At 34.8% G+C, this 17,314-nt stretch carries 16 protein-coding genes; 5 read left to right on the forward strand and 11 right to left on the reverse strand.

Annotation, left to right across the window (positions count from 1 at the left end):
- Positions 1-37: 37 nt before the first annotated feature.
- Together tyrS and ACKPCA_RS16465 are read left to right on the forward strand one after the other, a co-directional pair.
- Positions 38-1,330 (forward strand): tyrosine--tRNA ligase, encoded by a 1,293-nt coding sequence (gene tyrS, locus ACKPCA_RS16460; protein WP_321280063.1) that lies wholly within the window; start codon positions 38-40, stop codon positions 1,328-1,330.
- A gap of 75 nt (positions 1,331-1,405) precedes the next feature.
- Entirely contained in the window at positions 1,406-1,870 is a 465-nt protein-coding gene (locus ACKPCA_RS16465; RefSeq protein WP_054715615.1) for a DUF4625 domain-containing protein, read from the forward strand.
- A gap of 47 nt (positions 1,871-1,917) precedes the next feature.
- Here the strand turns inward: ACKPCA_RS16465 and ACKPCA_RS16470 are convergent, their stop codons facing one another.
- From ACKPCA_RS16470 to ACKPCA_RS16510, 9 genes are all read right to left on the reverse strand, one after another.
- Positions 1,918-3,138 (reverse strand): GAF domain-containing SpoIIE family protein phosphatase, encoded by a 1,221-nt coding sequence (locus tag ACKPCA_RS16470; RefSeq protein WP_321280064.1) that lies wholly within the window; start codon positions 3,136-3,138, stop codon positions 1,918-1,920.
- Positions 3,139-3,265: 127 nt separating this feature from the next.
- Complete coding sequence (gene efp, locus ACKPCA_RS16475; RefSeq protein ID WP_054715621.1) at positions 3,266-3,835, reverse strand: elongation factor P; 570 nt, start codon at positions 3,833-3,835, stop codon at positions 3,266-3,268.
- Positions 3,836-3,982: 147 nt separating this feature from the next.
- Complete coding sequence (locus tag ACKPCA_RS16480) at positions 3,983-4,747, reverse strand: DUF3108 domain-containing protein (RefSeq protein ID WP_321280065.1); 765 nt, start codon at positions 4,745-4,747, stop codon at positions 3,983-3,985.
- 17 nt (positions 4,748-4,764) lie between these two features.
- Complete coding sequence (gene tsaB, locus ACKPCA_RS16485; protein WP_321280066.1) at positions 4,765-5,478, reverse strand: tRNA (adenosine(37)-N6)-threonylcarbamoyltransferase complex dimerization subunit type 1 TsaB; 714 nt, start codon at positions 5,476-5,478, stop codon at positions 4,765-4,767.
- A 206-nt stretch (positions 5,479-5,684) separates the two neighbouring features.
- Entirely contained in the window at positions 5,685-7,046 is a 1,362-nt protein-coding gene (locus ACKPCA_RS16490) for a TolC family protein (RefSeq protein ID WP_321280067.1), read from the reverse strand.
- Positions 7,047-7,145: 99 nt separating this feature from the next.
- Entirely contained in the window at positions 7,146-8,279 is a 1,134-nt protein-coding gene (locus ACKPCA_RS16495; protein WP_054715635.1) for an efflux RND transporter periplasmic adaptor subunit, read from the reverse strand.
- A gap of 29 nt (positions 8,280-8,308) precedes the next feature.
- On the reverse strand, positions 8,309-9,559 hold the full coding sequence (locus ACKPCA_RS16500) for an ABC transporter permease (protein WP_054715637.1): 1,251 nt from the start codon (positions 9,557-9,559) through the stop codon (positions 8,309-8,311).
- Between the two features lie 24 nt (positions 9,560-9,583).
- Positions 9,584-10,837 carry an ABC transporter permease gene (locus ACKPCA_RS16505; protein ID WP_054715642.1) on the reverse strand — a complete coding sequence of 418 codons (1,254 nt, stop codon included), beginning with the start codon at positions 10,835-10,837 and terminating at the stop codon, positions 9,584-9,586.
- Positions 10,838-10,858: 21 nt separating this feature from the next.
- Entirely contained in the window at positions 10,859-11,578 is a 720-nt protein-coding gene (locus ACKPCA_RS16510; protein WP_054715643.1) for an ABC transporter ATP-binding protein, read from the reverse strand.
- A 402-nt stretch (positions 11,579-11,980) separates the two neighbouring features.
- Between ACKPCA_RS16510 and ACKPCA_RS16515 the strand changes: the two genes are divergently transcribed.
- The 3 genes from ACKPCA_RS16515 to ACKPCA_RS16525 all read left to right on the forward strand — a co-directional run bounded on the left by ACKPCA_RS16515 (position 11,981) and on the right by ACKPCA_RS16525 (position 14,137).
- Entirely contained in the window at positions 11,981-13,324 is a 1,344-nt protein-coding gene (locus tag ACKPCA_RS16515) for a deoxyguanosinetriphosphate triphosphohydrolase (protein WP_321280068.1), read from the forward strand.
- A 4-nt stretch (positions 13,325-13,328) separates the two neighbouring features.
- Positions 13,329-13,850: a hypothetical protein gene (locus tag ACKPCA_RS16520; protein WP_321280069.1), complete on the forward strand. Its 522-nt coding sequence runs from the start codon at positions 13,329-13,331 to the stop codon at positions 13,848-13,850.
- A 137-nt stretch (positions 13,851-13,987) separates the two neighbouring features.
- Complete coding sequence (locus tag ACKPCA_RS16525) at positions 13,988-14,137, forward strand: hypothetical protein (protein ID WP_321280070.1); 150 nt, start codon at positions 13,988-13,990, stop codon at positions 14,135-14,137.
- Between the two features lie 93 nt (positions 14,138-14,230).
- On the opposite strand, the gene ACKPCA_RS16530 is transcribed toward ACKPCA_RS16525, so the two are convergent.
- Both ACKPCA_RS16530 and ACKPCA_RS16535 read right to left on the reverse strand, forming a co-directional pair.
- On the reverse strand, positions 14,231-15,334 hold the full coding sequence (locus ACKPCA_RS16530; protein ID WP_321280071.1) for a hypothetical protein: 1,104 nt from the start codon (positions 15,332-15,334) through the stop codon (positions 14,231-14,233).
- A gap of 26 nt (positions 15,335-15,360) precedes the next feature.
- Positions 15,361-17,235, reverse strand: a complete 1,875-nt coding sequence (locus ACKPCA_RS16535; protein WP_321280072.1) for a metallophosphoesterase — start codon at positions 17,233-17,235, stop codon at positions 15,361-15,363.
- Positions 17,236-17,314: the final 79 nt, after the last annotated feature.

The raw sequence follows: 17,314 nt of genomic DNA on the forward strand, positions 1-17,314 counted from the left end.
GGATAAATATATCCAAGTAAGGAAAAAAATAGAAAACATGAATTTTATTGAGGAACTACAGTGGCGTGGCATGATTCACGATATGATGCCAGGAATAGAAGAACAACTTCAAAAAGAATTGACATCAGCATATGTGGGAATTGACCCAACTGCAGATTCTCTTCACATTGGTCACTTGGTTGGTGTAATGATGTTGAAGCACTTTCAGGTGGCAGGACATAAACCAATAGTGTTGGTTGGTGGTGCCACAGGTATGATTGGTGATCCTTCGGGAAAATCTCAGGAAAGAAACTTGTTGGATGAAGAAACTCTTCGTCACAATCAGGAGTGTTTAAGAGCGCAGTTGTCTAAGTTTATGGATTTCGATTCAGATGCTGAGAACGCGGCTGAAATGGTGAACAATTACGATTGGATGAAAGATTTTTCATTCCTTGATTTTATTCGTGATATTGGAAAGCACATCACTGTAAATTACATGATGAGTAAAGATTCAGTAAAAAAGAGATTAAGTTCTGAATCAAAAGTAGGAATGTCTTTTACTGAGTTTACTTACCAGTTGGTTCAAGGAACAGACTTTTTGGAGTTGTACCGTTCCAAGAATTGTAAATTACAAATGGGTGGATCGGATCAGTGGGGAAACATCACTACTGGTACCGAATTAATTAGAAGAAAAGAAGGAGGAACGGCATGGGCCATTACCTGTCCGTTGATTACTAAAGCTGATGGAGGTAAATTTGGTAAAACTGAATCAGGAAATATTTGGTTAGATCCTAAACGTACTTCTCCATATAAATTTTACCAATTTTGGTTAAATACTTCGGATGAAGATGCAGAGAAGTATATCAAGATTTTTACTTTGATTCCAAGAGAGGAGATTGCTGCTTTGGTTGAAGAGCATAATGAAGCACCACACTTGCGTAAACTTCAGCAACGTTTAGCTAAAGAGGTAACCATTATGATTCACTCTGAAGAGGATTACAATACGGCAGTTGAAGCTTCTCAAATTTTGTTTGGTAAAGCAACAGCTGATGTATTAAAAAAACTGGATGAGGATACTTTCTTGTCAGTTTTTGAAGGAGTTCCTCAATTTAATGTTGATAAATCAGAATTCGAAGCAGGAGTTGATGTTTTGGAACTTTTGGCAGTTAAGGCTGAAGTATTTCCATCAAAAGGAGAATTAAGAAGATTGTTCAAAGGAAATGCAATTAGTATTAACAAGGAAAAGGTTCAGAATGCAGAGTTAATAGTAACAAAAGAACACCTTATTGCGGATAAATATTTTCTTGTTCAGAAGGGGAAAAAGAATTATTTCTTAGTTGTGGCTTGTTAATTTGATGGTATTGCTTTATTTTTAGAGGATAAAGTAAAAATCAAAAACCAAATCATAACCAAAAAATTGAAATTTATGAAACTATTAAAGTATGCCTTAATGGTATTGTTCTCTGCAGGAATGATGAGTTGTGGCGGCGGTGGAAGTGATGATCCTGTGGATGAGAAAAAACCAACAGGAAGCATTTCAAGTGCAGCAACTGTAAACGCAGGCGATAATTATACTGTATCATTTTCAGCAAGCGATGATATGGAACTTAAATCATACAGAGTACAAATAGCATTTGAAAATGCAATTGGTATGACTGTAAAAACTTATCAAGATTTCTCTTTTGATTCAAATTCGGACTTAACAGATGCTGATGGAAATAAATTGCCAAGTATTGATGGGAAGAAAACAGCAAGTGTAAGCTTTCCAGTTTCGACTCGTTTTGGAGAGAATACTGTTGCAAAAAAAGGAATGTACAAATTAACAGTTACATTAACCGATGCTTCAGGAAAAACATCTGATCCCGTGACTAAGGATTTCCAGATTCAATGATTTGAATTGAAAATATACAAAAAAGGATCGGCCAGCCGATCCTTTTTTTATGCTTTAAACTCTATTCCAAACAAGGAAATATCATCTACTACAGCTTTATTTTTTTTGCCAAGATCTATGTGTCTGGTCAAATCAAGAAATGTATCTCTCAGGTTTTTATTGTTTGAGAATAAGTTGCTTATCAATTTCATACCTATCTCCATTTTATCACCTACCTCTAATTCAACTAATCCATCTGTAAAGCAAAGTAATTTTGAATGATCTTTAATGGTAACTTCTCCTACCGATACCTTTGGAATTTCATCAAGCATTCCCAAACCAATACAACCTTTTCTTAATTGTGTAGTCTCTTCGGTTTTGTAATTATACAAAATTGGAGGATGATGACTTGCATTTACATATCGAAGTTTTCGGCTAGTATAGTTGTATATACCTATGAAAAGGGTTAAGAATTTTTCATCGCTAGAGCTTTCACAAACCTTTTGATTTAATTTATTCATCAAATCGTCCAACGGAGTATCCGGGTTAAAAAGAGCTCTAAGGGTAGCCTGGAAATTTGACATGATTAAGGCTGCAGGAATTCCTTTTCCGGAAACATCGCCAATACAAAAGCCCAATTCCTGATCATTAAAATTGATAAAATCGTAATAATCGCCACCAATTTCGAAATGAGGTTGGTAATAACCTTGAGATGCAACATACTTGTTTTGCGGAAGTGAGTTTTGATTCGGAATTAGTAGGTTCTGAATTTTGGATGCCACTTCCATTTCTTTTTTAATAGCCTCTTGTGCGATCAATTGCTTGTGCATTCGCTTGTTCTCCATGGCTACAATTATAATATTCGAAATGGTTTGTATAAAAGTCAGGTGCTTAATGGCCGGACTCATTCCTTCCATTTCTTCATCTATATCACCAATAAGAATATAGGCAAGAACTGATTTTTTATGAAATACTGGAATTAAGAAATCAAATATTCTAAGATGTTCAGGAAAGTCAGTTGAAATATAGGTAATTTCATCATGTCTTGCCAAGTCTGTTTCGATTTTGATTGTATCAATAGTATCGTTGGTAACGCCCAAAATCAGCAATTTCTCCCAGGCAGAATTAAATTTAAAAACAACAATTTTACCTATTTTAAGCTCATTAAAAAGAATGTCTTTGTATTGTTTTAGCAAATCATCAACCGACAAGTTTTCGTTAATTGCTTGTGTGATTTTCAGTATCAGATCTAACTTAAACTTACTGTTTACGCTTCGTTGCTTAATCACTATAGTGGGGTTTTAAAGATAAGGTTACCACTAATGTAGTAAATAATGGTGCTACAGACAATTCGATGGAATGGAATAAAAAAAGGATTCCATTAAGAATCCTTTTTATATGATAAGATTACAGATATTAAGCTTTTACGCGCTCAACATAGCTGTGATCACGAGTGTCAACTTTAATAATATCACCAGTATTGATGAACAAAGGAACCATAATGGTTGCTCCAGTTTCAATGGTAGATGGTTTTAATGAGTTGGTTGATGATGTATCGCCTCTAAGTCCTGGTTCTGTATAAGTAACTTCCATAGTTACGTGCGCAGGTAGTTCTGCATAAAGTGGAGTTTCAGTATCAGCGTGTACTACCACCTCAACAGGATCTCCGTCTTTTAATAAATCAGGAGCATTAAATAAAGATTCTTCAAGTGCAATTTGTTCATAAGTTTCTGTGTGCATCAGGTTGTAACCCATGTCATCTTTGTAAAGAAACGTATGTGGACGTCTTTCAATTCTTGCAACATCAACTTTAACTCCAGAGTTAAATGTGTTATCGATAATTTTGCCAGTTTTAACGTTTTTAAGCTTAGTTCTTACGAAAGCTGGACCTTTTCCTGGTTTAACGTGTTGAAATTGAATAATTGTATATAAATCATCCTTATAATGGATACACATTCCATTCTTAAAATCTGCAGTACTTGCCATGATATAATGAATTTAATTTTATAATCGTTTTCAATTTATAATGAGCTTTCCACCTCATTAATTTTTGCAAAAGTAATTGAAACAATTAATAATCTAAAATATTAAGTGTTTTTGTTTGATGTAGATAGCTGTGAGAAATAAAGAATTTTAATTTTCACGAAGCGAACTTGTTGAAAAATTTGAAAAATTTATCAGATCGCAACGAAGAGATCCTAAAAATAAATCGAACTGGACTCGCACAGGAATTTTGTTGGCATCTGCGGAAATCCAGATTTTCATATCGTCTTCATCCTTAAAAGCACGTCCGGTTTGAACAATGGGAATAAACTTGTAACACTTTACATTTCCAATTTTGCTATTTATATTTTCGTATCCCATAAATCTAAATTGCAGCAGAAACTCTTCATCTGCGAAATAAGTCTGGATTTTAATTACTTGACCAATTTTTAAATCTGAATTAAAATGATAGGCTCTGGCAAAATAAAATGCGGAAAGGATATCATGAATCCCTACGGGAACATCTTTAACTCCCGATCGTTGACTATTAATTTGATTTTTTTCTCGGTCAAAAGTAACCTCGTTATATCGTTTATAACTTCCTTCTTTGATATCCCGAATAGCTTTTATCGGAAGCAATGTTTCTTTATCGAAATAGCTCTCGTAGGTATCCTTAACCCGGTAAAGGGTATTGAATAAACCAACAGTTCGTCCCGTTAAAGCGGCATGATATACTTCTTTGCCATCAATTTTATCGAATTTAAGTTTTAAGCTGGCTTTTCCACCTCTTACAATGCCATAGTGGATTACATATTTTAAATGTTCCCCTTTGTCAGCTAATGTTACAGGAGTATTAGAATATGTACTTGTTGATAGTACTAATAAGGAAATTAAAAATGGTATAAATCTCAGCATACGCATTGTCTTTGTTCTTACTTAAAGATATTCTTTTTAGGCGTTGTTGCTACAAAATCTTTCAAATAAAAAGGTTCAAAATAAGCAACATCTTCCAATTCATTTTTGTTGAATTTATCCTCTGCCAATTCAATCATTCCAACAGCGGTTGCATTTACATCATCAAGAAAGATGCCATTTTCATTTGCAATAACATTTTTACATTTTCCTGAACCATCACCAAAGAAAATAATCTCTTGCTCCGAAAGTTCATTTGCAAATGAGTTTTCATCAATAATATCAGCAGAAATATCTTTTACCAATTCAGCTTTTGCGTTGTAGAATGCTGTATAAACCTCCATTCTTCTGGCGTCAATCATAGGGCAAAACAAAGCTTTTTCCGGATTCTTAGCCACAGATGATAAATCAGAACTGTTTTGCAAGGCTTTTGTCATTGATTGTAATGTGCTAACTGCTATTAAAGGGATTCCTGCTCCGTAGCAAATGCCTTTGGCTGTTGATACACCAATTCGCAAACCAGTATATGAGCCAGGTCCCATGCTAATTGCTACGCCATCTAAATCAGCTGTGCTTAAATTGTTTTCTTTTAATATATTTTCGATGAAAACAGTAAGATGGCTTGCATGTTTCATGCCTTCTTTGTTTTCTTTTAAAGCCAATAAGTTCCCGTCTTTTCCTAATGCAACAGAGCAAATTGCTGTTGATGTTTCGATATTTAAAAGTAATGCCATGTTCTATTTTTTTAAATCACTGCAAAATAAAGGATAAAAAGGGAAACTAATTACAATTGCTTAAATAAAATTACCTAATATTTATTGCTAACAAACTTATTGATATTAGGATAGCATTAATTTAATTTTAAATTGTACCGTTTTAAAAAGAAAACTCCCGACTAATAATTCAGCTGGGAGTTTCGAGTTGTTATGTGTAAACTTGATTATAATTTTATCTCAATGCCATTGTAAAAGTCAAGAATCTTTGTTCTGAAAATGTATTCGTATTTTGCTTGAAGCAAGTTTGATTTTGCTTGAAACAGGTTGTTTTTTTCCTGGTTGTAATCAACTGAATTTACCAATCCTAGATTGAATTTTTCTTCGGTGTAACGAAATGCTTCTTCGGTTGAGGAAACTGCAGTTTCGCTAGAGAAATATTTGTTCATGGCTGCTTTAGCATTTGCATGAGCCTGCTGAATTTCTTTTCTCAGGATATTCTCTGAGTTTTCCATGTTTAGCTTGTAACGGTTGATGTTAACTTTTGCATTGGCAATATTTCTATTTACCTGTCCACCATTAAAAATTGGAATGCTTAAATTGAAACCAAACATTTTGTTTTCACGATTTGATAACTGATCGCTTAGCTTCATCTCTTCGCGAATAATAGCTGGAGCACCATTTATATCTAATCCATATTCCGGGAAGTCTTTTGAATAACTAGATCCCCAATAACCAGACATGGTTAACCTAGGAGATCGCTGACCTTTTGCCAATACGAGTCCTTTTTCTGAACTCTCTAATCTGTATCTTGCAGCTTTCATTTCAGGTCTGAATTCCAAAGCATTAATAAATACTGACTCTGGATCAACCATGGAGCGAGTTGCATTCAATACAGGCAATTCAGGAATGCTAATGTCGAATTCAGCTGGTTTTTCAAGATCAAGTAATTGAGCTAGATCAAGTAATGCCAAATCAAGATTATTTGAAGCGTTAACCACTTCAAGTTCTTCTCGAGCTGCTTGTGCATTTTGTTCCATTAGAGTTCCTTTAGGAAGTGTTCCTGCTTCAACCAAAGCTTCTGTTCTTTTAATTTGTAGCTTGGTAACTTTCAATTTTTCCTGAGCTACTTGTAGTAATTCCTTATTGAAAAGAATATTTAAGTAGGATGAGGTAATATTTAAAGCCAAATCTTCTTTTGCTTTTTCTACATCCTGGAGACTGGCTTTTAAATCAAGTTCATTCTGCTTTATGGAATTAAACTTTTGAAATCCATTGAATAAAGTTACATCGGCGGATAGTCCAAGCGAACCACGTTGTGTGTTGATATCGCCATAGGTGTTGTCGGCCCTTAAAGTACGTCCGTAACTAAAGTTGTAACTGGTGCTACCATTCAAGTTTGGCAGAAGAGCAAACTTTGATTGTTTAGTATTGTTGGCTTGAATTTCAGCATCAAGTTTTCGAAGCTGTAAATCAATATTGTGTTCTTTCGCATAGTTGATGCATTTCTCCAAGCTCCATTTTTCTTGAGCATTTACTGAAGAGAATATAAATGCAATCGCAATTAGCGGTAATAATAATTTTTTCATTTGCTTAATGTTTTATAATCCGTACTACGGTTTAGGCAATTATAAAAACGATTTTGATATGATAAATATGAGCAATATTGAGCTCTTTACAAAGCTTGCTTAATCTTTCTTTTCTTCTTTTTTCTTCTCTTTAATCATATCTGATTTTTTCTTCTTCTCACCCTTAAGTTTGTCGTCTTTGGTAATACCATCTAAAACCTCAATATTGATTCCATCAGATAATCCGGTTTTAATGAATCGTCTTTCAAATTCTTGAGGAGAAGTTTCTACTTCAACAAAAGTTGAGTCATTTTCAAACTCCAACAAACTTTCGTTTATAGCAAGTACTTTTTCTCTTTTATCCAAAACGATTTCAGCATTTGCGCTATATCCTGATCGAATAAAATATTTGTCGTTTAGTTTAACCGAAGCTTTAATTTCAAACTGAATCGCACCATTTTCTTCAACTCCTTTTGGAGAAATATACTCAAGATTAGCATCGAATTTAACATCCTCAATTGCACCAATGGTAAGTTTAAGATTCATTCCTTGATTAATTTTTCCAACTTCAGTTTCATCAACTTTACCTTGGAAAATCATTTCACCCATATCAGCTACGATTGCTACGGTAGTACCATCATTGAAAGTATTAGATTGAATTACAGAATTACCTTCTTTAATTGGAATATCCAAAATCATACCTTCAATTGTTGAGCGTATAATTGTGTTAGTTGCAGTTGCCGATTTTTTGGTAACCCCTTCTTTAATCAATTGCAAGTTATCTTTAGCAGCCTGCAATTCTTCTCTGGAATTACGAAAAGCCAACTGTGTTTTTTGGAAATCAGATTCTGAAATAACTTTTTTGTCGTATAATGCTTTATCGCGATTGTAATTGATCTCAGAATCTTCAAAGTTAATCTTTGCAACATTAACTCTTGATTCGGCACTATTCAAGTTAATCATATCCGGAATGATCTTAATTTTAGCAATAGGATCACCTTTTTTCAGCATTTCACCAGCTTCAACATATAGAGTTTCGATAATACCTGAAACTCCTTGAGGCTTAATTTCAATTTCTTTTCTAGGCACAACGGAGCCTGTTGCAATTGTCTTTTTAACAATGTCAGTAATCTCAGGAGATTTTGTGTTATAAACTACAGGTTTGTCTTGCGACTTTTTATAAAGGAAAAAAATGGTTCCTACAAAAAGGACGATTAACCCTACAACCATTAAGATTCTTAGAACTTTTTTCATGACTTGTATTATTTTCAGATTTATGACTTTTATTCGTATCTCAAAGCATCAACGGGCTTAATTCTAATGGCTCTTTGTGCTGGTAAAAGTCCAGCAAGAACTCCAAAAAACACCAAAACTCCGAGTGCTATAAATGCTACATTAATATCAACGTAGGGATTTAAAATTTGTGGGTTAGGACTTCCTTCTGTTGCTTTGCCAATTAATTCAACAATAACAACTCCAAGTACCAGTCCCCAAAATCCTGCAAAAGTGGTTAAGAATACCGATTCGTTAATGATTTGACCAACGACCAATGCCGGTTTTGCACCAATTGCGCGTTTAATTCCTAGCTCCTTGGTTCTTTCTTTCACAACCACGTGCATAATATTACTCACCCCAATCACTCCGGTGATGAGAACACCAAATCCAATGACCCAAAACAGGAATCCAATACTATTGAATAAGCCAAAAATCTTATTGAAAATCTTGGCAATATTGAAATTTCCAATGGCTTGTCTGTCTTCAGGATGTATTGAATGACGGCGAGCTAAAATTTCAAATATTTTATCCTCCAATTCTGCTACAGATTCCCCAACCTTTGCTGTTGCAAGAAAAACATAGAATTTATCACCGTAATTGTAAAGTTGTTGTAGGGTAGTGTATGGCAATTGAATGATATCATCACGATTCCCCATGTTATTACTTAAAGGTTTAATTTCACCGATGATTTTGAAAAAAATACCGTTCACTTTTAGGTATTGTCCAATTGGATCCTCATCTTCTTCGAACATGAGTTCTTTAACACGAGGACCAATGGTAATTACTTTTCGGAATTCCTTCAAATCATTTTCGTTGATAAATCTTCCAGAAACTACTTCAACAGGATTTACCATGTTCATTTCAGGAGATGTCCCTTTAATTCTAAAGTTTCCTTTTTTCTCTTTTCGAAATGTATTGTGAGTTGCACCACCACTCCAGCCATTAATGTCAGGAGCGATATGTTCCAATTCAGGAATATTTTTCTTGAGAGCTAGCAAATCGTCATTGGTAAATTGGTAAAATCTGTTTCTGGGTAAGCCCTTATAGGCTTTGGTTGTTCTTTCTACCCAAAACACTGTTGAATTGGTTGCAAAGTTTCCCAAAGAAGATTGAATGTTATTTTGAAATCCTCTTCCTATTCCTAGAAGAGTTACCAAAATAAGAATACCAAACATCACACCTAAGCCAGTTAGGATGGTACGAAGTTTATTCTTTTTTAGTGCGGCAGTAATCTCCTGCCATTTATCTAGATCGAACATTCTAATGTCGTTTATAAATTCGTATTATTCGTCTCTTAAAGCTTCAATCGGTCTAATGGCTGCAGCTTTTCGTGCTGGGAAAAATCCTGCCAAAGCACCGGTAATTACCAAAACAATTGTTGCACCTATTGCTATTCCAAGGTCAACTTGTGGGTCAAGGAAATATATTGCTGCTGGAGCATACACTTTTTCGATAATGTCAAATTGATTGATAGCTTCCAATAATCCTACCCCTGCAATTAGTCCTATATAACCCGAAGCAGCAGTAATAAATATTGCCTCCATTAAGATTAAACCAACAACTGAACCTGGAGATGCGCCAATGGCTTTTCGAATACCAATTTCTTTTGTACGCTCTCTAACAACAATCATCATGATATTGAAAACACCAATTACGCCTAGTACAATGGTGAATATTCCTATGATCCAAACAAACATTTCAATTGCACTAAATAAACCTGCGAAAGTTTGAGAGTTTTCAATATTATTCTGAATCCATAGTGCATTTTTATCTTCCTTGCTGAAGTTGTGTCTGTCAGCCATTTTATAGGTAATCTGCCTTTCGATCTTTTGGCTTTCCTCAACCGAAACATCATTTAAGGTGAAAGAGATTCTACGGATATGATCGTTGTTGTTAAATATTTTTTGGGCTACAGTAATAGGAATGTATATTTCTCTTGAGTTGTCATCGAAACTTGACTGATGAAAAACACCAATTACTTTAAACTTGATATTATTAATGTTGATGTATTTGTTAAGAGCTGTTTCTTTGGGGAAGAGTACTTTTTTTACCTCATCCTGAATGGCTACAACTTTTCTGTGTTCATCCAGGTCTTTTTGATTAAGAAACCTTCCCTTAATGATGTCAAAGTTTTTAATTTCCTTGTAAGTATCATGAACAGGCGAAACATTAAAGTTTCCGAAATTATTTTTATAGGAAATTGTTTCAGCTCCTGGAATGTATGACATCGCCGAAATCGCATCGATCTTTTGAATTGACTTTTTCAGATTCAGGAAATCATCATTTACCATTTGAATCCTTTTGCCTTCTGGAGTTCCTTTGTATGCTTTGGTAGTTCTACCACCAAATATTTGCATACTGTTTGTTGCATCTTGAGCAAATACAGAAGTCATACCATTACGTAGGCCTCTTCCTGCCCCCAAAAGGAAAATTAACATAAATATTCCGGTTGCAACCGAAAAACCAGTTAAGATCGTACGGGTTTTGTTTTTCCTGATGGTACTAAATATTTCTTGCCACTTATCTCTGTCAAACATAGCTTGATATTAGGGTTTGGTTTATTCCTGAAGAGGAATTTTAACCGATTCAGTATGGTTAATTTTGTTATTCTCTACGATTGATTCGATAACACCATCCTTTAAATTGATGATTCTATCTGTCATATGGGCAATATCATTTTCGTGAGTAACAATAATTACAGTAATTCCTGATTGGTTGATTTCTCTTAAAAGATCCATTACTTCAATTGAAGTTGCCGAGTCAAGAGCTCCGGTGGGTTCATCGGCTAAAATAATTTTGGGTTGTGTAATCATAGCACGGGCGATGGCAACTCTTTGCTTTTGTCCACCCGAAAGTTCGTTTGGCATATGGTGTGCCCATTCTTTTAATCCCATTTTATCAAGATACTCTATGGCAAGGCTATTTCTCTTTTTTCTTGATACTTTTTGATAGTAGAGTGGAAGGGCTACATTTTCCATGGCATTTTTAAAAGAAATCAGATTAAATGATTGAAATACAAAACCCAACAAATTATTGCGAAGCTTGGCTGCTTTTGTTTCGCTCATCGATTTAATTTCCTCGTTGTTTAGCACGTAAACTCCTTCGTCATGATTGTCTAAAAGTCCGAGAATATTCAATAATGTTGACTTTCCGGAGCCGGAAGATCCCATGATTGATACCAATTCACCTTCTTTAATATGCAAATCGATACCTTTAAGGACATGCAACTTGTTGGTTCCGGTGATGTACGATTTGTGAATGTTTTGTAATCGGATCATAATATTGATGTATTTAAAAAAATCTATATACAATAGTAATTTTATGTGATTGGATTTCAAATTTATTTAGACCAACGTACACAATTATCGACAAACCTGTATTATCAACTGATAATGTCGAATTAAATAAGCATAATAATAAATTAGAAAATCTTCACCCCAATGATACTTTATTTTTCAATACTCGTGCCACATAATGGAACTATCATTAAATCAGCAAAATGAATGATTTGTACATTCTTTTTTGATGGTTTATGTGTACGATGTTATTACATAGGATGTACGAATACGTACATTTCAATGTATCAGTATAACAGTTAAAGTGGTGAATTGTTAATAATTGCTAAACAAATCGGACAACGAGAATTTTTTAATGTAATTTAGGAGCTTTAAATCTAAATTATGGATTGGATAAAATTACTTTCAACGAAAAGATTCGGACAAGAAGATAAATACTCACCTGCAAGTGTTGATGTGAGAACTCAATTTCAAAGAGATTACGATAGGTTGATATTCTCATCACCATTTCGTCGTTTACAAAATAAAACACAAGTTTTTCCGCTACCCGGAAGTATTTTTGTACACAATCGATTAACTCATAGTTTGGAAGTTTCTAGTGTCGGAAGATCACTTGGTAATTTGCTCGCTGAGAAATTAATAGAGAAGAAAAAAGTTGATCCTGATTCAGGGATTAGAGAAATAGGCAGTATTGTTGCAGCAGCATGTTTGGCTCATGATTTGGGTAATCCTCCTTTTGGTCACTCTGGGGAGAAAGCCTTGTCGCATTATTTTGAAAAAGGAGAAGGGGCAGAGCTTAAGGATAAATTTAGCGATGAGGAGTGGTTCGATTTAACCAATTTTGAGGGCAATGCAAATGCCTTACGACTGTTGACACATGCATTTAATGGAAGAAGAATAGGAGGATTTGCACTTACCTATTCTACCATAGCATCCATTGTAAAGTATCCTTGGGAGTCAAATAAAATTCCTGAAGTTGGAAAGAAAAAGTATGGATATTTTCAGACCGAAAAGGAGTCTTACTTTAAAATTGCCAGGGAGTTGGAAATTCCTGAAGTAAGTGAAGGAATATATGCACGTTTCCCTTTGGTTTACCTGGTTGAGGCAGCCGATGATATTTGTTATCAAATTATGGATATTGAGGATGCTCACAAATTAAACATTTTGAGTACTGCAGAAACCAAGGAACTCCTTCTGAACTTTTATGATCCTGAAAAAGAAAAATCAAGTCTTGACAGAATTAATGAAACTTGCCAGGAGGTAACTGATACCAATGAGCAGATTGCATTTATTAGAGCCAGTGTAATTGGCAAACTGGTGGGAGAGTGTGTTCACGTTTTTCTTGATCATTACGATGATATTTTAAATGGAACATTTAACGGAACTTTAATCAAGGACGTAGAGCCAACTTGCAAGCAAGCGTATAAAACCTGCACGGGAGTTGCTGTTCAGAGAATTTATCGACACCGATCGGTTATAGAAATTGAGCTGGCAGGTTATAAAATTTTGGGAACTTTATTGGAGGAATTCGTTTCAGCGGTGATGGAACCAGATAATTTCTATTCGAAAAACTTACTATCCTTAATTCCTCAGCAATACGATGTGTCGGGTGAAAGTGATTACAAGAAAATCATGTCGGTATTGGATTTTGTATCTGGCATGACCGATGTGTTTGCTCTTGATTTGTATCGAAAAATAAAAGGAATTGAGTTGCCTGAAATAAAATAAAAGTATGAGAAAATTTATATTGATCTGTATCCTTAGTTTTGCTTGGATATCTGGTGTTGTTGCACAAGAAGAATGGAAAAAAATAGAGTCAGAAAAATCAAAAATTAGATTTTCAATTCCTGATCAACCCATTGTCCACAATAAAGATCTCAATGGTATTTCGATAGAGGTTTTCAGTTATAAAGATGCAGTAACAGTATTTGGGATTGTGGCTTCTGATTTTTCAAAAGTAGGAATCGATTTTTCCTATTCAGATCCATCCGAATATTATGAAGAAATGAAAGAAGGCAGTTTGGTAAGTAGTGGAACAATTCTGTTAGAGGAAAGATCCGTGGCTTATCAGAAAATGTTAGGAAAGGAAATTGAGTATACCCAAATGGTGGGCAAGCATGAGTATACTTATTTTAAACGTTTCTTTTTCCGTGGAAAGTACATTTATCAAATTGCGATAGGTGGGCCATCGCGTATGAAAAGAATACTTCTTGACAAAAAGAATTTGTACTTTAACTCGGTAGAGTTTTTATAAGATTTTACGTAAATATTAATTGATATTACGTAATTGTGAATTCATATTACGTAATCGTTAAACCATACAAAAACAGCTTGAATATTAATCATATTCCTATTAAATTTAAGGTAGTAAAACAGTAAAATTTAGGGGATATGAAACTATTAAAAAAGCTAAAGGATTTGTTCTACACGGTAGACGACGATTTCGTGGTTGTTGATCTTACTACGAAGATGATTCAATCGATGAACGCCAGAGATTGGAATCGATTAAAAAACAAGAAAAACTTCATGGTTATAAAGTAGTTTTCTTGTAAAAGTAAAAGAGATGGGCTGGAATGATATTGGCAAATTGTTTTAGCTTGAGGGTTTGGCGACCTTATGAAAAAATGATTTCGACTATTTGTCGGAATTTTTTTTGTCTTCTTGTTTGTATTTCTTTAATCCCTGAATAACAATATTGCCTGTCCCGTTTGGGTTGCATGGATATCGAAATTCCCTTTTGCTCAATTTTTTATCATTGATAATTTCATAGAATCTGTCGAGGTATTTAAGTGTGTTTTTCTTGTAAGCCTTATCAAGTATGGTATTATTCTCGTAAATGGCATAAATTTCTTTTTTCAATTCATTAAATAACTGGAAAGTGGATTCAAATTCGCTCATATCATCCAGACAATATCCTCTATACCTTCTATCGCGAACAGAGCTTAATTGAAGGGCTTCTGCAGGTGCCGCATATGGTGTATTTACAATTCCCGACATGTCAAAATCGTAAGGAACAGCATATAATGATGAATTGTTTTCGCTGTTTAATATTTTAATATTGTGAAGGTATTGGATCGACCAATCAGTGTTGCCAATCAGAAATTGAAATACAGACATTTTAAGAAAATACACCTTATCGATTGTTTCCGGATTAACTTGTAGTTGCTTTCGAATAGCTGAAGAATTTCGTACGGCCATATTATCCTGATCTTCCAAAAGAATTCCATAGCTGGTATTTCTGATTTTATTTCGATTTATGTCTTCAAAAATCACTTTTACCAATCTTACTCGAAAGCTTTTCTCTGTAATTAACTGGTAGATTTTATAAACCAGGTATTCTTGTACAACAAATTTTTCATCAACACAAGTTGTTACCAGTTTTAATTTATTCTGTCCCTTAAAAATGGTTTGAGCCAAATCCGGCAAAGTGTCAAAATTTAAAAGAAGGGGAGGAATTGCACAATTTACTCTCATCTTGCGAAAATGCCCTCTTGTTTTTACACGAATATCTATAGAGTGGTGTTGGTTATTGATTTCATATGAGAAAACAATAGGGTGATATTTTGCATTTTCTTTTCTGTCGTTGAACAATTTTCTGATATCTCCTTTGAGTTTGATTTCAAAAATTTCATCACTCTCGAATAGAGGAGATGGCTCATAAGAGCTGTTTGTTTCATTTTGAGCACAAATTTCCCAAGTAAAACACAAGGATAATATCAGGACGAAAAAGAATCTCATATTGATTAATTTGTTGTGCATGAAGATTATTCCCGAAGGATATATTCATCAATCAATTCCAATGTGTCGGGGTTCTTAACACGAACTTTAATTTTATTTCCATCAACATCAATCAGCACAAGAGCATTCTGCGTAGAAAAGTTTCGAACATTTTCCGACCATGGCGTTTTTTCCTGTGCATAATAGGGAGCTCCTGCTGCACCATTGTTTATCTGGTAGAAAGTTCTGGTTAATTCCAGCTTTTCGTGTGGATACTCCTGGGGATATTTTAGCATTTTGTTGGTAATGGTAAGCAGGTTGTAATTGTGTTCATCGCCACTTAGGATAGCCACCGTTTTTTTACTCTGGTTAACGATGAGGTCAAGCAATTCATCGCGCCTTTCGATGATTCCTTTCTTATAAAACTGTCCGCTAACAACTGCTCTAAAGTTGTTATTGCCATCATACCACATATCATCTTTTACATGCCCGCCATTGGGAAAGAAAGGAGTGTGAATGGAGATAAAAACATGGTCGATATCTTTATTTTTTTCCAACTGCTTTAGCGTTCTTTGAAGCCATATCATTTGATTATCCATAATAAAAGCATGGAGATTACCACCGGTGGTGGGTATGCCACTTGGAGTGTAAAAATAATCCGAGTTTAAAACAACTACAGCCACATTGTCATAGGCATACCAGAATACACTTTCCTTGTAAGAAGGAAAATCTATTGTATTGGAGTTGGGATCATATTTTGAGTTGTCTTCGCTTCGTGGGCCATTCTCAGGCAATGCAAAATTATCCTGAAACAAAGATTCACTTGAATCATCCTTAAATGGAAAATGATCGATGGCATGATAGGTGCCTCTTTCGGTATCGTTAAAAACAAAATTATAGGCTTCATGGTTTCCAAAACCCGGAACAAAAGGAATGTAATGCCACCAGGGTTCTACTGCATGTTTCCAGTTTGCATATTGCAGGTTCATGCGTTCTCGGCTGGTGTCGTAGCCATTAATTAAATCGCCTGTAAACTGAACAAACTTGGCATTTTCGGACATGGCCAAAGCCGCAATCTTTTTCATGATGTAAGCATTGGTGCCAAAAATGTTTCGCTCGCCACCACCGTTTCCAGCGCGAGAATCACTGCCATAAGCAAATGTAAAAGCCTTTCTGCTTCCAGGATTAGGAGCCGTTTCAAAGTTAAAGTCATATTTAAAATCACCCACCGAAACGGTATAGGTATACTTTCGAGAGGCTTGTAAATCATTAACCTTTAATTCATGATATTTAGCTGGCCTCTTGTTTTTATATGTCTTTCCATCGATTTGAATGCCTGCCTCAACCTCTTCCGAAGTAGTAAAAGATATTACCGCACCTTTGTGCGAAAGCTGATTGATAAAAGGACCTTCAACAATGGTAGGTTCTACTTTAAACATTCCGTCGGAGTAGGTAAAAGCCATTCTGCCATCGTAAAGCATATCGCCTTTCTCGTTTACGATACGATAGCCAATCACACCCTTTCCTGTCTTCTCCCAATCGATCATATCATACTTGCCCGATAAAAATCTTTTAATTGGGATATGACAAATGCCAATATTTATGGGCGAATTCTCACGAAAATAAACCGGTTGTGGATGTTTTCCATCACTATAATTGATAAACCCATAATAAAGAGTACCATTCAGTTCCGGAAATTTAAAATCTAAGCGTAAGCCTTCCTTTGTTCCGATGGCAGCCGCATATAAATCTTCAAATTTGAATTGATCATTTTCTTTTAAGGCATAAATTCTTCGGTTTTCCATTTGAAGAAATACGCCATTTTCATCGGAGCCGATATTACTATAAACAGCTGGAATCTCCTGAGCAAGGCCAAAGGAGAATGTTGCCAGAAGTAAGGCAATGGTATTCAGAATCTTCATGTTGTATGCTTATTTAAAATGATTCTATTAAAGATACAACATGATCAATTCAATGTGAAAATTATTTTTTAGATGATGT

The sequence above is a fragment of the Marinifilum fragile genome (assembly GCF_963677365.1).
Taxonomy (GTDB): domain Bacteria; phylum Bacteroidota; class Bacteroidia; order Bacteroidales; family Marinifilaceae; genus Marinifilum; species Marinifilum fragile.

What these genes read in the sequence shown, in the direction of transcription:
- ACKPCA_RS16495 (WP_054715635.1), bottom strand. Translation starts at nt 8,279, where the DNA reads ATGAAAAAAGTTCTAAGAATCTTAATGGTTGTAGGGTTAATCGTCCTT.
- ACKPCA_RS16480 (WP_321280065.1), bottom strand. Translation starts at nt 4,747, where the DNA reads ATGCTGAGATTTATACCATTTTTAATTTCCTTATTAGTACTATCAACA.
- tsaB (WP_321280066.1), bottom strand. Translation starts at nt 5,478, where the DNA reads ATGGCATTACTTTTAAATATCGAAACATCAACAGCAATTTGCTCTGTT.
- ACKPCA_RS16505 (WP_054715642.1), bottom strand. Translation starts at nt 10,837, where the DNA reads ATGTTTGACAGAGATAAGTGGCAAGAAATATTTAGTACCATCAGGAAA.
- ACKPCA_RS16500 (WP_054715637.1), bottom strand. Translation starts at nt 9,559, where the DNA reads ATGTTCGATCTAGATAAATGGCAGGAGATTACTGCCGCACTAAAAAAG.
- ACKPCA_RS16520 (WP_321280069.1), top strand. Translation starts at nt 13,329, where the DNA reads ATGAGAAAATTTATATTGATCTGTATCCTTAGTTTTGCTTGGATATCT.
- ACKPCA_RS16525 (WP_321280070.1), top strand. Translation starts at nt 13,988, where the DNA reads ATGAAACTATTAAAAAAGCTAAAGGATTTGTTCTACACGGTAGACGAC.
- efp (WP_054715621.1), bottom strand. Translation starts at nt 3,835, where the DNA reads ATGGCAAGTACTGCAGATTTTAAGAATGGAATGTGTATCCATTATAAG.
- ACKPCA_RS16515 (WP_321280068.1), top strand. Translation starts at nt 11,981, where the DNA reads ATGGATTGGATAAAATTACTTTCAACGAAAAGATTCGGACAAGAAGAT.
- ACKPCA_RS16510 (WP_054715643.1), bottom strand. Translation starts at nt 11,578, where the DNA reads ATGATCCGATTACAAAACATTCACAAATCGTACATCACCGGAACCAAC.
- tyrS (WP_321280063.1), top strand. Translation starts at nt 38, where the DNA reads ATGAATTTTATTGAGGAACTACAGTGGCGTGGCATGATTCACGATATG.
- ACKPCA_RS16490 (WP_321280067.1), bottom strand. Translation starts at nt 7,046, where the DNA reads ATGAAAAAATTATTATTACCGCTAATTGCGATTGCATTTATATTCTCT.
- ACKPCA_RS16465 (WP_054715615.1), top strand. Translation starts at nt 1,406, where the DNA reads ATGAAACTATTAAAGTATGCCTTAATGGTATTGTTCTCTGCAGGAATG.
- ACKPCA_RS16530 (WP_321280071.1), bottom strand. Translation starts at nt 15,334, where the DNA reads ATGAGATTCTTTTTCGTCCTGATATTATCCTTGTGTTTTACTTGGGAA.
- ACKPCA_RS16535 (WP_321280072.1), bottom strand. Translation starts at nt 17,235, where the DNA reads ATGAAGATTCTGAATACCATTGCCTTACTTCTGGCAACATTCTCCTTT.